This window comes from Mucilaginibacter boryungensis, from assembly GCF_015221995.1.
Classification (GTDB): Bacteria; Bacteroidota; Bacteroidia; order Sphingobacteriales; family Sphingobacteriaceae; genus Mucilaginibacter; species Mucilaginibacter boryungensis.
Window position 1 is genome coordinate 605,877 of record NZ_JADFFM010000001.1, and the last position, 18,051, is coordinate 623,927.

Genomic DNA, 18,051 nt, shown 5'->3' on the forward strand with positions numbered 1-18,051 from the left:
GTCATGTCGAACTTGTTTCGGCATCTCATCACGCAGATAGTGGCGGTGTTTACTTTGCAAGTGGGATGCCGAAACAAGTTCGGCATGACGTGTTGAATATTATAATTAAAGAATGCGGAATTTATACCTGATATGTTTATTACTACTGGGCACTTTAGCCCAGGCCCAAACAGCGCGCAAAACCGAAGATTTTGACGGCGGTTGGAAATTTCTTTTAGGGGATGAACCGCAGGCGAAAAATGTAGCCTTTAATGACCATAACTGGCGGGCGCTCGACTTGCCGCACGACTGGAGCATTGAAGGTAAGTTTGACGAAAAAGCACCCACTACCCAAGCCGAGGCGGGTTTACCAGCCGGTATTGGCTGGTACCGTAAAACGTTCACTGTTCCTGCATCAGCAAAAAATAAACATGTTTTTATTGATTTTGATGGCGTTTATCGTAACAGCGAGGTTTGGATAAACGGGCATTGGTTAGGCAAACGGCCTAACGGCTATATCTCATTTGAACATGAACTGACTAACTACCTAAAGTTTGGGCAGCAGAATGTGATTGCTGTTAAAGTTGATAATTCAGAACAACCAAATTCGCGTTGGTATTCAGGCTCGGGGATATACCGTAATGTGTGGCTGGTGACGACTAATGATACCCATTTCTCGCATTGGGGCACTTTTATCACTACACCAAAGGTTGACAGGACACAGGCCACAATCAACATAAAAACAACCATTCATCATGCGCTTACACAGCGTGCTGATCTTAAAATAACTGTACTGGATGCGCAGAAAAAGGTGGTAGCCAGTAAGCTAATTGCCTTAAAAGATACTGCTGTTAATCAAAATGTCAGCATTAGCAAACCTATGTTATGGTCTGTTAATCGTCCCTACCTATATCAAATCAAGCTACAGGTAATATCCGGTAAGCAGGTTTTGGATGATCAGGTTTTCACTATGGGTATCCGCACTTATAATTTCGATACCGATAAAGGCTTCAGTTTGAACGGCGAGCGCATGAAGATAAAAGGCGTCTGTCTGCACCACGATGAGGGGGCCTTAGGTTCGGCCGTGCATATCCGCGCTATTGAACGGCAGTTGCAGATACTAAAAGATATGGGCTGCAATGCTATCCGTACATCGCACAATCCGCCTGCGCCCGAGCTGTTAGACCTGTGTGACCGTATGGGTTTCCTGGTGATGGATGAGGCTTTTGACATGTGGAAGAAGAAGAAAAACAAGTTCGATTACTCAAAAGACTGGGATAAATGGCATGTGCAGGACTTGCAGGACCAGGTACTGCGCGACCGCAATCACCCATCAGTTTTTGTATGGAGCATAGGGAACGAGATACGTGAGCAGTTTGACAGCACCGGCATCAGTATTGGCCGGGAACTAGTTGGCATTGTAAAAAGTATAGATCAAACCCGTCCGGTAACATCCGCGCTAAGTGATGCTGACCCCAAAGAGAATTTTATTTACCAAAGCGGCGCGCTTGATTTGGTTGGGTTAAACTATCATATTGAAACCTATGCCGATTTTCAGAAAAATTATCCCGGGCAAAAGTTTATTGGTACCGAACAAATGTCGGCACTGGCAACACGAGGGCATTATGATATGCCGTCGGATAGTATCCGCCGCTGGCCTAAGGATGGTAAGACATCGCTGAAGGATGGCAATCCCGACTTGACCGTTTCATCTTATGATAACGTTTCTGCTTATTGGGGAAGCACACACGAGGAAACCTGGAAGATCATCAAAAAATACGATTTCCTGTCGGGTTTGTTTGTATGGAGCGGCTTCGACTTTTTGGGTGAACCTGTGCCATACCTGTGGCCTGCGCGCAGTTCGTACTATGGCATTGTCGATTTGGCAGGCTTCCCGAAAGATGCGTACTATATGTACCAAAGCGAGTGGACCAATAAACCCGTTTTACACCTGTTCCCGCATTGGAACTGGCAGCTTGGGAAAACAGTGGATGTTTGGGCGTATTATAACAATGCCGACGAGGTAGAGCTATATTTGAACAATAAAAGCTTGGGCGTAAAAAAGAAAACAGGTGATGAACTGCATGTGATGTGGAGGGTTAAGTATCAGCCTGGCACACTGAAAGCCGTATCGCGCAGGGATGGCAAAACAGTGCTTACTACCCAAATTGTTACCGCAGGACAACCTTATCAAATTAAACTAAGTGCCGACAGGAGCAAAATAAAAGCGGGCGGAAAAGACCTTTCTTATATAACAGTGTCTGTTTTAGACAAACAGGGTAATCCCGTGCCGGTTGCCGATAACTTAGTAAAGTTTAATATACAGGGCGCCGGAGTATTGAAAGGTGTAGATAACGGCTGCCAAACCAATCTTGAACCATTTACCGCGCAGCAAATAAAACTGTTCAATGGTTTGGCTTTGGGAATTATACAATCTAAACACGCGGGTGGTAAAATCAGTGTCACCATAGCGGGGAATGGGTTAAAACCTGCCAGTTTAGCTTTAATTTCCTACTAAAATAGCCTATCGGGCTATGATAATATCGTACAATATCTGGAGAAACCAATATAAAAATCTACCACATAGTTGGTTTAGCTTTATCTTATTAAACCAGTAATAAACTACCTCTTTATTAGTGTTACCAGATGAAGCAACAAAATATCTTCGATTTTATTAATGTCGACGGCTTGTCATTGACACCCAAATACATACAATTGGCTAATTCTATACAGGACGCGGTAATCTCCGGTAAGATAAAAAACAACTGGATATTGCCATCATTGCATGAACTGACCTATCATTTGGAAATATCGAAAGAAACTGCCGACCGGGGGTACAAGTACCTGCGCGATTTGGGTGTACTATCATCCGTGCCGGGCAAAGGGCACTACGTTACTGCAAAAACCATTGAGCAGCCCCGTAAAGTATTCCTGATGCTGGACAAACTGACAGCAGGCCGTAAAATGTTTTACGATATGTTTAGCGAAGTGCTGGGCGATAACGTAGCTATCGACTTTTACATTTATAACGATGATTTTGAGCTGTTTAAAAAACTGCTTGATCGCCGTCGCGATGGCTATTCGCACTACGTGATACTCCCCAATTTTAGTGAAGGCGGCGAACGCGCCCATGAATTAATAAACGCCCTGCCAAAGGATAAGTTGATACTGCTGGATAAATCTATAAATGGTGTGGATGGTGAATACGGCGCTGTTTTTGAAAACTTTAGGCGCAATATTTATAAAGCCATGGAAACCGTACTGGAAGATTTGAGCAAGTACGATACTATTAAAATATTATCATCGCCGCAGGTTTACCTATCGCCCGAAATTATTAAAGGCTTTAATTTATTTTGTCAGCAATACGCGTTTGAGCGCGGTGTTGAAAATGATGTGGATTCCCTGGAAGTTCAAAAGGGCCAGGTGTTTATCTGTTTAGATGATGATGATTTAGTTGTACTGATAGAAAAAATACGCGGACAAGGACTGGAAGTAGGCAAGGATGTAGGTATTATATCGTACAATGAAACGCCCCTGAAAAAGTATATCCTGAAAGGCATCACCACCATATCAACCGATTTTGAGCAGATGGGAGTGAAAGCTGCCAAAATGATATTGAAGAACCAAATGGAGCAGGTGGAATTGGATTGCCGGTTAAAGGTTAGGAATTCGCTGTAAGACCGGGAAGCCCGCGTTTCCCCCTTTTGAGAGGGGATGCACTGAACCAGCAGGCAGCAAAAACTTTCATAGGGGTATGTCCTTTCAGAAGTTTACCAAAGAAAAGACATATCTCTGACCCCCCTCAAGAGGGGAAGCATTGTTCTCTAATGAATCCCCTATGCTAAATTAGTATAATAGCAGGCAAACATGTTATAAAAAACAACCTACCGGGGCGGTTACATTTGTTATCGTTCATATAAACCAGCTTTAAATAAATTTAACGAAACTCCTACTATAGCATAATGAAAGTTTTACCGGTGCTCGATCTGGCCATTATATTGGTATACCTGGTGGGTATGGTGTTGGTTGGCTTTTGGTTCTCGCGTAAAAATAAAAGCAGTGAGGCGTTCACCAAAGCATCGGGACTGGTGCCGGGCTGGGCCATTGGATTTTCCATTTACGCCACTTTTTTAAGCAGTAATACGTTTTTAGGCGTGCCCGGTAAAGCTTTTGGAGGTAACTGGAATGCGTTTGTATTTAGCCTCAGCATGCCCCTTGCTGCCTGGATAGCCGTTAAATATTTTGTACCATTTTACCGTAACACCGGCGAAATTTCAGCCTATACACATTTAGAAAAACGATTTGGCCCTTGGGCGCGCACGTATGCCGTGGTTTGCTTTTTGTTGACGCAATTGGCCCGCATGGGTTCCATATTCTTCGGCATCGCGTTGAGCTTGCAGGCGCTTACAGGCGTATCCATGAAAATGATCATGATCGTAATGGGTATCTCCATCATTCTATATACAGTAACCGGCGGGATCAAAGCCGTGATATGGACAGAAGTGGTGCAGGGCATCATTAAAACCCTGGGCGCAATGCTGATCATTTATTTAGTGGTGATAAACGTCCCCGGTGGATATGCTAAGATCATCGAGATAGGCAAGGCCGACCATAAATTTAGTTTGGGCAGTTTCGCACTGAACTTTACCGAACCCACCTTTTGGGTGATATTGCTGTACGGTTTCTTTATCAACCTGAACAATTTCGGGATGGATCAAAACTACATCCAGCGTTATCATACCGCAAAATCAACTAAGCAGGCTGCCAAGTCAGTATGGTTATGTGTGTATTTATATGTGCCCGCGTCGTTCCTGTTTTTTGTAATAGGAAGCTGTTTGTATGCTTATTACGCGCAGCATCCGGATCTGATTGAAATCATAAAACACCAGGTAATTGCTGAGCGCTTGCCCGCTACCGCAAGCGCATCTGAAGTAAGCCAAGCTATGGCCAAACTAACGCCTGCTGATTATGGCGACAAGATAATGCCCCATTTTATGGTTACCCGTATCCCCGCCGGTTTGGTGGGGTTGATTGTTGCGGCCATTTTATCGGCAGCAATGAGTACCATCAGCTCAGGAATGAATTCCTCGGCCACAGTGTTTACGGTAGATATTTATAAAAGATACTTTAAGCCCGGTATTAGCGAAAAGCAAAATCTGCGCTTACTGCATATCATGACGGTTGTATTTGGCATAGCAGGGATGATTGCCGGGATAGGGATGATAGGGGTTAAAAGCATTTTAGATGTATGGTGGCAACTATCGGGCATTTTTGCGGCAGGTATGCTGGGATTGTTCTTGCTGGGGATGATCAGCCGGCGGACAAATAATCACGAAGCCATGGCGGCCACCATTATTGGCGTGCTGGTAATCCTGTGGCTAACTTTTCCTAAGCTAATACCCGAACAATACGCTGCACTGCGCAGCACTTTGAACACTAATATGATCATCGTAATAGGCACCCTCACCATATTTTTGGTAGGTGTGCTGTTAACTAAAGTAAAAACACAGGCTGTAACAGCCACGAAATAATCCATTGGAAAATTCCAATGACTAATGACAAAGACCAATGACTAAGAAAGAAAAAGGGTTTATCCCGGTGATGCTGACGCCATTTAAAAACAACGGCGATATTGATTATGATATACTTACCAAGCTAACAGAGATATACCTGAAGGCAGGCGCCTCGGGCCTGTTTGCCAACTGCTTAAGCAGCGAAATGTTTGAACTGGAAGATGACGAAAAGTTACAAGCTATTAAGCATATTATAAAAGTGGTTGATGGCGCGGTGCCAGTTGTGGCCACAGGCACCTTCGGCGGACCTATTAGTAAGCAAGCTGATTTTGTAAAACGCGTGCACGATACCGGCACCCAGGCGGTGATTATATTAAACAGCCTTATTGCCGCTGAAACGGATAGTGACGATATATTTAATGAACGTATCTTCGATCTTTTTAACCAAACCGATAATATCCCTTTGGGATTTTACGAGTGCCCGGTGCCTTATAAAAGGTTATTATCGCCGCAGCAGCTGATAGATTTTGTGGCAACCGGGAGGGTGATCTATCATAAAGATACCTGCCTTGATATTAACCTGGTGAAACAAAAGCTGGAGGCAGGAGAAGCCAACGCCGCTTTTGGTTTGTATGATGCTTACATGGTACACGCGGTAGAATCGCTGAAGGCAGGTTCGGCTGGGTTATCATGTATTCAGGGTAATTTCTTTCCGGAGCTAATTGTGTGGCTATGTAAAAACTATGCCGAAGATTCGAAAGCACACGAGGTAAACATGGTGCAGCAGTTTTTAATTGATAATATGGATGTGATGCACAACGTTTATCCTATTATAGCTAAATACTGGCTTACTAAGCGCGGGCTAAATATTAGTACCATTACCCGGCGCAACGTAGGGGTGTTCACTCCAACAACCCGTAAGCAAATAGAGCATTTATATGGCGATTATAATTTGCTAAAAGACCATATAGGAATAATGAATTTAATGTAAATTACATATCATTAATAAACCCAAACTATGAATCCATTGAAATTTACACTTCTTATCATCCTTTTTGTGGCCGGCAGCAATTTGGCACATGCGCAAGGTACTGCGGCTGATCTAAAAAAGATTGCCGATGGCAAAATGTTCAGTTTCAAGCCAATAGCGGCTAATATTGTAGAAACTTCTACCAATGCCAGTTTTGTGAACACAACACCGTCTATGGGTAATGGTCATATTGTCCTTAAGGGCGATTATGTGATTACCATCAAACCTGATTCAATAGTTTCTTATTTACCATACTTTGGCGATAACTTTATCCAAGACCAGGTTAATACGGGGCAAAGTTTTACTAATATCGATGTCAATGAAAACCCGAGTAAAATAACCATCAAACTTTACGATTATTCGGTACAGCAAAAGAAAAATGGTTCGGTACAAATAACTATCAAACCAAAAGATAAGGAATGCAAGATAGAAAAAATGATATTTGAGTTTACGCTTGCAGGGAGTGGAAAGTTAACCATGAATATTACTGACCACCCTACAATAAAGTATGACGGTAAGATATTATAGAAAAGAATAAAATATATTTTCGGCCCTCTTTTGTCTGAAGCAAAAGAGGGTTTTTACTTTAGTTAATCGCCACCGGGTTGCCTTGCAAGTACCTGCGTTTATATTCTAACGGAGTCATATTGGTCACCTTTTTAAAGTGACGGTAAAAGTTTGATACATTGTTAAAACCGCACTCAAAGCATAATACTTCAGTAGGTAATTTGTCTTCAATCAAAAAGCGGCAGGCGTGGCTAATACGTATCTCGGTCAAAAAGTCTGAGTAGGTTTTTTTGGTCATCAGCTTAAAATAGCGGCAAAAGCTGGTAACACTCAGGTTGCCAATGGCGGCAATCTCCTGCAGGCCGATTTCTTTTTTGTAGTTAGCCAGAGTGTATGAACAAACCTTATTTAAACGTATCGTATCCGACTCGTTAGATTGGTGGAACTCATTGTGGGATAGGGTAATATGCTCATAATCCTCATTCTCGGCCAGCACTTTTAATATAGATAGCAATACAATTATGCGGTCAAGATTAGTGGCATCTACTGCCTGGCGCATTAGTTCGGTAAGCTTTTCGCGGGCTTCCCCCCCTATAATCATTCCGCTTTTGGCTTTTTCAAATAGCTTCGGTAATAAATATGCTTCGGGCAGGTTAAGCAAATAACGGCCAAGGCAGTCGGGCAAAAAATGTATCACAATAACTTCTACATTCAAGCCCGAATCCTGCTGAAAATATTCTTCCTTACAGCGCCAGCAATGCGGCAGGTTCTCGCCCAGCAGCAAAACCTCGCCCGATGAAAAATTGCTGATATTATCACCAATAAAACGTACACCCTCACCCTTAATTACGTAATGTAATTCCAGTTCGGGGTGATAATGCCAAATCCCCCTGAAAGTTGGCAAAATATCGTGCCTTATACTAAAAGAGTTTTGCGGTTTTACGGCAACTTTAAGAAAATGCGGTTTCATACTAAAAATCACTTGTCAATAATCAAAAACAGAATTTGTTGATGATGCTGATTAGGTTATGATTTCTAAAATTAGGAAATTTTTAAGAAGAAAGGGAGAAATCGATAAAAAACAAATAAAAATAAATAAGAATGAATAAGTAAAAAATGGCCATGATAAAATCGTACAATAAATTGATAAATACAGGTAGTAATAGCAATAGGTAATGATTGATATTTGTTAAAGCGGCCCATTTTATACCTGTGTGGCTAAAGCTAAATTATAAACCGTAATAATAAATTGTACTTTTTGTTTAGAGTTAGGTCTTGATGAACCTTGGTGTTTTTAATAATTGTTATAAATACAGTTATTGTATAGCTGACACTAAGACATATCAAAAATCAGATTAGTTTAGGCGATCAAATAACCTTTCTCTTGTACTTAAAGATCAATGATGTAATTCAATAATGTCTGGTAACCCGAAAGAAGTTTTATTAGTTGCAAGCGGCGATCTTCGCCTGGCTGCTAACCAAATTTGCTGGCCCGAACAGCAAAAGGTAGAAGGCTTGCTTATAGCTGCCATTGAAAGGCTTGGGTGGAAGGCAACGCGTGCGCACCAGTACGATCCGGCAAAAAAACACGGATTGATCGATTCACAAAAAATGGGTATGGAAGTTTTCCGCACCATCGATCCGGCAAAACCCTTAATAGTAATCGAAAGCCTTTGGCAATACACCCATCATGTTTTAGCGGGGTTAACCACACACCAAGGCCCCATATTAACACTGGCTAACTGGAGTGGCACCGCGCCGGGGTTGGTTGGGATGCTAAACATTAATGGATCGTTAGCTAAAGCAGGTGTGAAATTCAGTACACTGTGGAGCGAGAATTTTGATGATGAATATTTTCTAAACGGCATTAAGCAATGGCTTGAAACCGGCATTTTAACGCATGACGAAAGTCATATCCGCAATTTTGACCATGTAAATATACCCGAAGCCGATGCAGCCATAGGGCGCGATTTTGCGGCTAAGTTTCAACGCGATAAGGCCATTATGGGCGTATTTGATGAAGGTTGCATGGGCATGTACAATGCCATTGTACCCGATGAATTGCTGCACCCAACTGGTTTATTTAAAGAAAGATTAAGCCAATCCTCGTTGTATGCGGCTATGCGTTTGGTAACCGATGTTGAAGCCCGCAAGGTTTTAGATTGGCTGCTGCAAAAAGGCATGCAGTTTAATTGGGGTACCGATGGGGAAACCGAATTAACCGAAGCCCAAAGCCTTGAGCAATGTAAAATGTACATAGCCGCCGTGCGCATAGCCGATGAATTTGGCTGCGCTACTATTGGCATACAATATCAACAGGGGTTAAAAGACCTTACCGTGGCCAGCGACCTGGTAGAAGGCCTGTTAAATAATCAGGACCGCCCGCCGGTATATAGTACCGATGGACGCGAGCTCTATGCCGGCGAAGCCTTACCTCATTTTAACGAAGTGGATGAATGTGCCGGGATTGATGCCCTTATTACCTATAACTTATGGAAACAACTGGGCCTGCCTGGTGAAAATACCCTGCACGATTTGCGCTGGGGCGAACATTTTAAAGGAGATGGTATTGATGATTTTGTGTGGGTATTCCTGATATCAGGAGCGGTGCCGCCAGCGCACTTCGTGGATGGCTACAAAGGCGCCAGCAGCGAAAGGCAGCCGGCTATGTATTTCCGTTTAGGTGGCGGCAGTTTAAAGGGCATAAGCAAACCCGGTTCAATTGTTTGGAGCCGTATTTATGTAATGGATGGCAAACTGCACTGCGATATTGGTGTTGGTGAAAGTGTATTGTTACCCGAGACCGAGACAAAACGCCGCTGGGAAGCTACTACGCCGGTTTGGCCAATTATGAATGCCGTATTAAAAGGCGTAAGCCGCAATCAGATGATGGGGCGCCACAAAGCCAACCACATCCACGTGGTATATACACCCGATGAAGCAACCGCGCACAAAGCCTGTCGTGTAAAAGCTGCGGCACTGGCAGGTTTAGGTATAGCCGTACATTTTTGCGGCGATGTTAATTTGAATTGATAAGATGAAGATGATAAAGAAAAGAATAATAGTGATGTTGGTGTTCCTGTTGGCAGGGACGATGCTGGTTAGCGCGCAAGCACAAACACAGGAACAGAAAGATAATTATACAAAGGTGATCACCGCGCGTTCGGCTAAAGTGGTGACCAATATTGGTATCACCGATTCAACTTCAAAAAAGTTTATTAAGGTGCGCGATATTTTGGTTGACCATTACCGTGTTACCGGGGCTATATATGATGACCGCAATGCTGCTGTAAAAACACTTAAAGCCGACCCTGCTACAGACAAAGCGACAGTGAACGCGAAAATAGAGGCCTTAGATAGTGTTGCTGATGTTAAAATAGCAAAACATCATAAAGAATTTTTGGCCACTCTGGGTAAAGAGTTAAATGCCGAACAGGTTGAAAAAGTAAAAGACGAGCTGACGTATAAAAAAGTTGCTGTTACCTATAACGCCTACGTGGATGAACTGCCGCAATTAACAGAGGCTCAAAAAACGCAAATTAAAACCTGGCTCATCGAAGCCCGTGAAAAAGCAATAGATGCAGGTTCATCTGACGCTAAGACCGCCATATTTGGCAAGTATAAAGGCCGTATAAATAATTTCTTATCAGCCCAGGGTTACGATATGAAAAAGGCAGGAGAGGAATGGCAGAAACGTTTAAAAGAAAAGGCTGCCGTTAAGGGACAATAATACAAATAAGCTTCGGCCCATTAAAAAAGTAAACCAATAAAAATTAACCCAATATGAAACTAAAATCTAATAACTTATGAGAAGAATTTTCCTCTTTCTTTCGGCGCTGCTGATGTTAAGCAGTGCGCTAAAAGCCCAGACCCGCACTATAACTGGTGTGGTGACAGGAGATAAAGGTGAGACGCTTCCCGGCGTTACCATTTCGGTGAAAGGGACCACTACCGGCACACAAACCGATGTTGATGGTAAATATTCTATCAAGGTCACTAACATGCAAAATGTAACTATCGGGGCTAAATACCTGGGATACGCCTACCAGGAAAAAACTTTAAAAATTGGTGAGGCAAACGCCGATTTTAAGTTAGTACAAATAGCAAGCGACCTTACCGAAGTTATCGTTACCGGTTATGGCGAAGCTAAAAAACAAACCCTTACAGGTTCGGTATCTACCGTAGATCTTAAAAAGGTAGAAGATATCCCTGCGCTAAGCATTACTGCAGCGTTAAGGGGAACAGTACCGGGCTTAAGTGTTTCGGGTGGTGTTAACCGTCCGGGCCAACCTACTACAATAACCATACGTAACCCTGTTGCGTTTGCTAAAGACGGAGGCCAGGGCACCAATCCATTGTTCGTTATTGACGATATCATCCGTACCCAGTCCGACTTCGACTTATTGGATATAAACGAAGTTGAAAGTATCACTGTGTTAAAGGATGCTGAAGCTGCTATTTATGGTGTTCAAGGCGCTAACGGCGTTGTACTCATCCGTACCAAAAAAGGCCGTAACGGCCCGCCAAGGTTGAGTCTAAGCGCCTCTTACGGGTTGAATAATGCTACTCAATTGCCTAAAATGATGAACTCGACTCAATTGGCAACTTTTAACAATGATTATAATAACGCAAACCTTTATCAGCAAACTGCTGCAACATGGACCGCATTAGGCCAGGGTGTGCCTACAAATAATTATTATGATGCTGATGGTTTCAAATATTTAAACGGTGTTAAAACTGCCGATCCCCGTTTAGCATCGTGGTACACGCCCGATGAATTTGATTATTTCGCAACACACAGTCACGATTGGATAAGAGAAGCTTTCCAAACCTCACAAGTTGGACGGGGCGCTATCAGCTTGTCAGGCGGTAACGATAAAACCACTTATTTTGTGGGGGGTGACTACGTTAATCAAAACTCTAACTTTAAAGGGATCAACTCTTACAAATATGGCGTAAGGGCTAATGTGGAAACCAAACCTGTAAAAGGTTTAACAGCCAACTTCTCTATCAGTGATGATATCTTTTATTCTAAAAGCTATTTCTATAAATTAACCAGCACCAGCGAAAGTTTAGACAACGATGCCGGTAGTTTGGAAAACATGATGCCATGGAACGAATACTTTATTGATGGTAATCCGGTATTATTAGGTTCGGCTACAAACGGCGGCTATGATAACATCAACTTTTTCCAGATACAAAACTCTAACAACTATACCAGTTCGCAGAATTATGTAATGAACCTGCAAGGTAAGTTAACTTATGAGTTACCGGGCATTAAAGGCTTGAATGCTACCGTTAGCATGAACAAAAATATCAGTAACAGCAACGGTAAACAATTCGGTACTACATTTAATTATTACCAATATTCTGGTCAGGGAACTAACAAACATATTCCGGGCGGTACTTTATTAAAAATATTTCCAATAAAAAATGGCGACCGTGTACGTTTGAATCCATCTACTTATAGCAACTATCAGTTAGACGCGGGCTTAAACTACAACCGTAGCTTCGGTAAGCACACTATCTCTGCTTTGGTACTTTATGAGCAACGTGAGCAATTTACAGATGGTGTTGCTGCAGAATCTGACGGTGTAATTAGCGGTGGGTTGGATTACCAGGCATTCACTGCAGGTCCTGTTGGTTCTCAATCTTCATCTGAAACTGCGAGTCAGTTTGGCCAAATGTCGGTGATCTCACGCTTAAACTATGCTTATGATAACAAATACCTGTTGCAATTAGTATATCGTGCTGATGGTAGTTCAAAATTCCCTCCGGGAAAAAACTGGGGTGGTTTTCCTGCTGCTTCAGTAGGTTGGGTAGCATCAGAAGAGCCGTTTATCAAAGATAAATTCAACTGGCTTGATCTGTTAAAGTTCCGTGCTTCGGTAGGTTTAACCGGTACTGATAATACCAAACTCTATCAATACATAGCCAATTATAACCTGGGTACAGGTAACAACGGCGGCGCCGTATTTGATGAAGCATCAAGGGCTACAGGTATTAAAACCAACATTGCAATTGCCAACCCTTTTGTTACCTGGGACCACATCCTGAAAACTGATTATGGTTTAGATGCGCAATTCCTGAAAAATCGTTTATCGTTAACTGCCGATTACTATTGGAGCCATGGGTACGATTTGTTAACTACGCTAAGTTCATCGGTGCCGGCAACCGTTGGTTTCCAAAACGTACCAACAGAAAACTATAGCATTGTAAATATGTTTGGTTACGAAATATCAGTTGGCTGGAGAGACCATATCGGTAAGAACTTCAACTACAGCTTTACCCCATTCTTTACTTGGAATGATAATAAAAATATTAAAATAGACGTTGCAGCTGCCAAAATTGGCGGACCTGAAGACCTAACGGGTAAATCATCAGATCCAGGTGTGTATGGTTATAAATCGGCCGGTATTGTACGTACACAAGAGGAAGCTAACGCCATTATCGCGGCAAGGGCAACTGCAGCGGGCGGTGCGAATAAAGTAACAGTTTTTGGAACCTTGATGCAACCAGGCGTCCTTAACTTTGAGGATTATAATGGGGATGGTATTATTGATGCTAAAGACCAACAATACATCACTAAAAGATCAGGCAACCACAATAGCCTTGGTTTAAACTGGAGCGTAGGTTATGGTCCTGTTAACCTGAACGTAATTATGGGCATGTCATGGGGCGGGTGGACATCTATCGATGGCCTAAAACCATTCCAGCAATCAAGTTCAGGCGCATCAATAGCTGATAACAGGCCGGTTTACTGGGCTGATCACTGGACTTTGACAAATACCAATGCCGCCTACCCTAACCCATACTTTGGCAGTACTTACCAGGTTACCACCGATTTTTGGTTAAGACCGGCTACATCATTCAACGTAACCAGCGCTAATTTAAGCTATAGCATCCCTCAAAAATTACTGAGTAAAATTGGTATTGCAAGCGCGCGTTTATATTGTGTAGCGACTAATCCATTCCAATTTATCAACCCGTATCCTGAACAATACAGGGATCTATCGTCACCTTTATACTCATATCCCTCTTTAAAGTCAGTATCTTTCGGTTTAAATGTTGGATTTTAAAAAATGAATATCATGAAAAGATCATATATATTTTTATTAACAGCCTGCACAGCATCATTAATGCTTAGCAACTGTAAAAAAGTTTTGGAAAAAACTGATATTGGCGCCTTTACTGCAAGCCAGGTATACAACGACTCTATTACAACAAAATTAAGTATCGATTACTTATACGGGCAAAATCAACCCGGTTGGTTTGGTAATTCGGGTGGCAGTATAAGCGGTACTTTAAATACCCTTGCTGATGAGCAATATGGGGACAATGTTTATGTCAGGGGTACAGCAACAATTGAAAGTGTAACAGATATTGGTGTTGCTAACAGCACCAGTAATGCCTATGGTAAAATACGCCAGCTAAATATGTTTATCAGGGATGTTAACGCTGGTACGTTAGACCCGGCAGTGAAACGCAGGTATGCTGCCCAAGCCTACTTCTGGCGTGCATATCGTTATTTTGAATTGGTAAAGCTATACGGTGGTGTGCCGTTGGTGCTTACACCACTTGATGAGGTGGGCGATGATGCCAGAAAAGCAGCGTTAATACCCCGCAGCCAAACTTCGAAGGTTTTCGCGCAAATATCTGCCGACTTAGATAGCGGCATTAAATATTTGCCAACAAAGTGGCCTAATACTGCTGACTATGGACGCCTAACTTCATGCGCCGCTGCAGCAATGAAAAGCCGGGTAACCTTAACCTGGGCCAGCCCGCAGTTTAACCCTACACATGATAACACCAGGTGGCAAACAGCTTTTGACGTGGCTAGTCAGGCAATTTCTCTTTGTAATGGTATTTTTTCACTGTATCCCAAGTTTGATGTAACGATGTGGACAACAGAGAGGAACGTTGAATCGGTATTAGTGACAGAGTATAACACTACAAGCACTGATAACGGCGCTAACAATAATACATATCCCACTAATACTATTCCTAAAACTGTAGGTGGTACAGGTGGCTCAAACCAGCCAACCTGGGACATGGCCAGGGCATTCCTGATGAAAGATGGTAAGGATACTTTGACCTCGAAATACGCTTATAGCGCGCAAACCTTTTACAAAAATCGTGACCCGCGTTTCGATCAAACCATTGCTTACAATGGAGCGCTTTGGCCGGTGTTGGGTAATTCTACTCAACGTTTATGGACATATTATTATTCAGCAAAAGATAAAAATAATAATGTGGTACAAACCAGCACGGAAATCGGGGGAGCTGGTACTACGGGGTTGTATCTTCGTAAAGCTATTGACCCGGCGCTGAACAGTGCAAGTTTACCTACAGCAGGTACCGACTGGATTGAAATACGTTATGCTGAAATACTATTAAACCAGGCGGAAGCAGCAGCCGAATTAGGGCGCTTGGGTACTACACAGGAAGCTTATGCTAACGTAATTGCAGTGCGTAAAAGAGCTGGTATAGAAGCTGGTGCAGATAATCTTTATGGCTTAACAACGCCCTTAACTTCTGCACAAATGGTAGATGTGATTATGAAAGAAAGACAAGTAGAGTTTGCTTTTGAAGGTAAACGCTATTGGGATTTGCGCCGCCGTAAATTACTGGAAAGCACATTGAACAATAAACGAAGAATGGGTGTAGTGATTACTTTGGCAAATAATAATAGTTATACTGATTATATCGCTAATACCCGTGATGCTTCTGCCTCTACATCGCTAGATGCTTTATACGCCAGCAGTTTTACTGTAAAAACTAAAAGTGTAGATACATATAATATCGCTGTCCAAACAGCCGATTATTTCTTTGGTATTCCTACTAATGCATTGCTTAATAATTCTGCTTTGCTACAAAATAACACCTGGGGCGGGACATTTGATCCGTTACAGTAATTTAAACTATTGATTTTTGGAAAAGGGAAGCATAATGCTTCCCTTTTTTTGTGTCTTTAATATTTATTTATGTATCATTTTAACACTATTCGAGGCACTTACCCGTTAATTAAAATGGCAGATTATCGCGGACGAAAAAATAAAAAATATGTATTTTTAACCTGTTTTGTAACATAAGCGCGACAATTTAATTGAATTGAGGCTAAAAATTTCAATAAGATAAAATCCTATAAAAGCTTGTCAATATGATACATTAAACAGCAGGCTGTAGCTTGCATATTTGGATAAGTATAAATTATAACCAATTAATACCTAAAGCCTCCCCAAATTATTTTTATGGCAGTTTTAAATGTCGGTGCGTATATTATACTGCGGATGATTTAATGGGGCTGCCTTACCAATTATGGTGCCTGGTATAAATTGTTTAAACGATCTTAATATGAAAAGAAGACTTTTGTTGCTATCGGTATTTGCCGTTGCATTATGCTCAAACGCGGCGTTTGCCCAATACCCGCAAGTCCCCCGGAATGTACAGCAGGAAGCTGAAACTTTGATGAAAAATGCTCAGGCGCATTCAGATTCGGCCTGGGCGGTGGCATTGCCAATTATACAGGCCGACCAGCGCAAAGGTAAGGTATTCGTTCCCTGGGCTTCCCGTCCTACCGATTTGCCACAGGCAAAAATCCCTGCATTTCCAGGTGCCGAAGGTGGTGGTAAATTTACTTTCGGCGGTCGCGGGGGAAGGGTACTTGTAGTGACCAACCTTAACGATGATGGCCTTGGTAGTTTACGCTGGGCCTGCGAACAAGGTGGCGCGCGTATTGTAGTTTTTAATGTAGCTGGTATCATACATCTTAAATCGCCAATTATGGTAAGGGCGCCTTATATCACTATTGAAGGCCAAAGCGCACCGGGTGATGGGGTTTGTGTGGCAGGTGAATCATTCTGGGTGAATACGCATGATGTGATCATCCGTTATATGCGTTTCCGTCGTGGCGAAACCAATGTTGGCCGCAGGGACGATTCGTTGGGTGGTAACCCGGTAGGCAATATTATAGCCGACCACGTTTCGGCCAGCTGGGGGTTAGATGAGAACTTCTCTATGTACCGCCACATGTTCGATCCGGGAGATGGCTCGAAAGAAGAGAAACTGGGTACAGTGAATATTACTATTCAAAATTGTATCTATAGCGAATCATTAGATTACTGGAACCATGCGTTTGGCAGCACTACCGGCGGCGAGAACAGCTCGCTAATGCGTAACCTTTGGGCGGATAATACAGGTCGTAACCCATCTGTAGGCTGGAATGGTGTTTATACCTTTGTGAATAACGTAGTATTTAACTGGCATCACCGCAGTATGGATGGCGGCGATTATACAACCAACTATAACGTAATCAATAACTACTTTAAACCAGGCCCGGTAACACCGAAAGATGAACCGGTAGGCCATCGTATCCTTAAACCGGAATCGGGTCGTAGTAAACTGAAAGAAAAATATTTTGGCCGTGTTTATGCCGTTGGTAATATTATGGAAGGCTTTCCCGAAATTACCAAAGACCCATGGAAAGGTGGTATACAAGTGGAAGGCGAGGGCGGTAAGGAATTGCCTGATGCTGGTAAATATAAAGATTACATGAAATCAGACGAGCCGTTCCCAATGCCACCGGTTACTATTATGCCGGCCACCGAAGCGCTGAAGTTTGTAATTGCCAATGCTGGCGCTACATTGCCAGTGCGCGACGCGGTTGATAAGCGCATAACAGAACAAGTACGCACCGGAAAAATTGACGCGAAGGAAGTAAGAACAGATACCGCTTTCCAGTTCAAGATCCGTAAACTGCCTAAAGATTCGTATAAACTGGGTATAATTACAGCCCCATGGCAGGTAGGTGGCTATCCTGATTATAAAGGTACGCCATATAAAGATTCGGATAACGATGGTTTACCTGATAGCTGGGAACTTAGCCATGGCTTAAACCCAAAAGATGGTAAAGATTCGGCCCTGCCTGCTAAAAACGGCGGTGGCTATACCAACATAGAAGTATATCTGAATACCCTGGCCGAAAAAGGCGAGAAGAAAATTAGTAAATAATTTGCTTTGGAA

Annotated in this window: 11 protein-coding genes; 10 read left to right on the top strand and 1 reads right to left on the bottom strand. The window is 42.7% G+C overall.

The features are described 5' to 3' along the window. The first annotated feature begins 112 nt into the window (after positions 1–112). The 5 genes from IRJ18_RS02680 to IRJ18_RS02700 all read left to right on the top strand — a co-directional run bounded on the left by IRJ18_RS02680 (position 113) and on the right by IRJ18_RS02700 (position 7,050). The gene (locus tag IRJ18_RS02680) at positions 113–2,497 is read left to right on the top strand and encodes a sugar-binding domain-containing protein (protein WP_194104656.1); all 2,385 of its coding nucleotides are present in this window, start codon (positions 113–115) and stop codon (positions 2,495–2,497) included. Positions 2,498–2,625: 128 nt separating this feature from the next. Then, entirely contained in the window at positions 2,626–3,657 is a 1,032-nt protein-coding gene (locus tag IRJ18_RS02685; protein WP_194104657.1) for a substrate-binding domain-containing protein, read from the top strand. Positions 3,658–3,941: 284 nt separating this feature from the next. Beyond that, entirely contained in the window at positions 3,942–5,510 is a 1,569-nt protein-coding gene (locus tag IRJ18_RS02690) for a sodium:solute symporter (RefSeq protein WP_194104658.1), read from the top strand. 37 nt (positions 5,511–5,547) lie between these two features. Beyond that, entirely contained in the window at positions 5,548–6,483 is a 936-nt protein-coding gene (locus IRJ18_RS02695; protein ID WP_194104659.1) for a dihydrodipicolinate synthase family protein, read from the top strand. 27 nt (positions 6,484–6,510) lie between these two features. After that, positions 6,511–7,050, top strand: a complete 540-nt coding sequence (locus IRJ18_RS02700; RefSeq protein WP_194104660.1) for a DUF4251 domain-containing protein — start codon at positions 6,511–6,513, stop codon at positions 7,048–7,050. Between the two features lie 58 nt (positions 7,051–7,108). Here the strand turns inward: IRJ18_RS02700 and IRJ18_RS02705 are convergent, their stop codons facing one another. Then, entirely contained in the window at positions 7,109–7,999 is an 891-nt protein-coding gene (locus IRJ18_RS02705) for an AraC family transcriptional regulator (protein ID WP_194104661.1), read from the bottom strand. Positions 8,000–8,445: 446 nt separating this feature from the next. Here IRJ18_RS02705 and IRJ18_RS02710 point away from each other — a divergent pair, with 446 nt between their 5' ends. The 5 genes from IRJ18_RS02710 (at position 8,446) to IRJ18_RS02730 (ending at position 18,039) form a co-directional block, all read left to right on the top strand. Then, on the top strand, positions 8,446–10,062 hold the full coding sequence (locus IRJ18_RS02710; RefSeq protein ID WP_194104662.1) for a fucose isomerase: 1,617 nt from the start codon (positions 8,446–8,448) through the stop codon (positions 10,060–10,062). 4 nt (positions 10,063–10,066) lie between these two features. Continuing rightward, positions 10,067–10,759 carry a DUF3826 domain-containing protein gene (locus IRJ18_RS02715; protein WP_194104663.1) on the top strand — a complete coding sequence of 231 codons (693 nt, stop codon included), beginning with the start codon at positions 10,067–10,069 and terminating at the stop codon, positions 10,757–10,759. Positions 10,760–10,835: 76 nt separating this feature from the next. After that, positions 10,836–14,108, top strand: a complete 3,273-nt coding sequence (locus tag IRJ18_RS02720) for a SusC/RagA family TonB-linked outer membrane protein (RefSeq protein WP_194104664.1) — start codon at positions 10,836–10,838, stop codon at positions 14,106–14,108. Between the two features lie 12 nt (positions 14,109–14,120). Further along, the gene (locus tag IRJ18_RS02725) at positions 14,121–15,944 is read left to right on the top strand and encodes a RagB/SusD family nutrient uptake outer membrane protein (RefSeq protein WP_194104665.1); all 1,824 of its coding nucleotides are present in this window, start codon (positions 14,121–14,123) and stop codon (positions 15,942–15,944) included. 439 nt (positions 15,945–16,383) lie between these two features. Further along, entirely contained in the window at positions 16,384–18,039 is a 1,656-nt protein-coding gene (locus IRJ18_RS02730; protein WP_194104666.1) for a polysaccharide lyase, read from the top strand. Positions 18,040–18,051 lie beyond the last annotated feature (12 nt).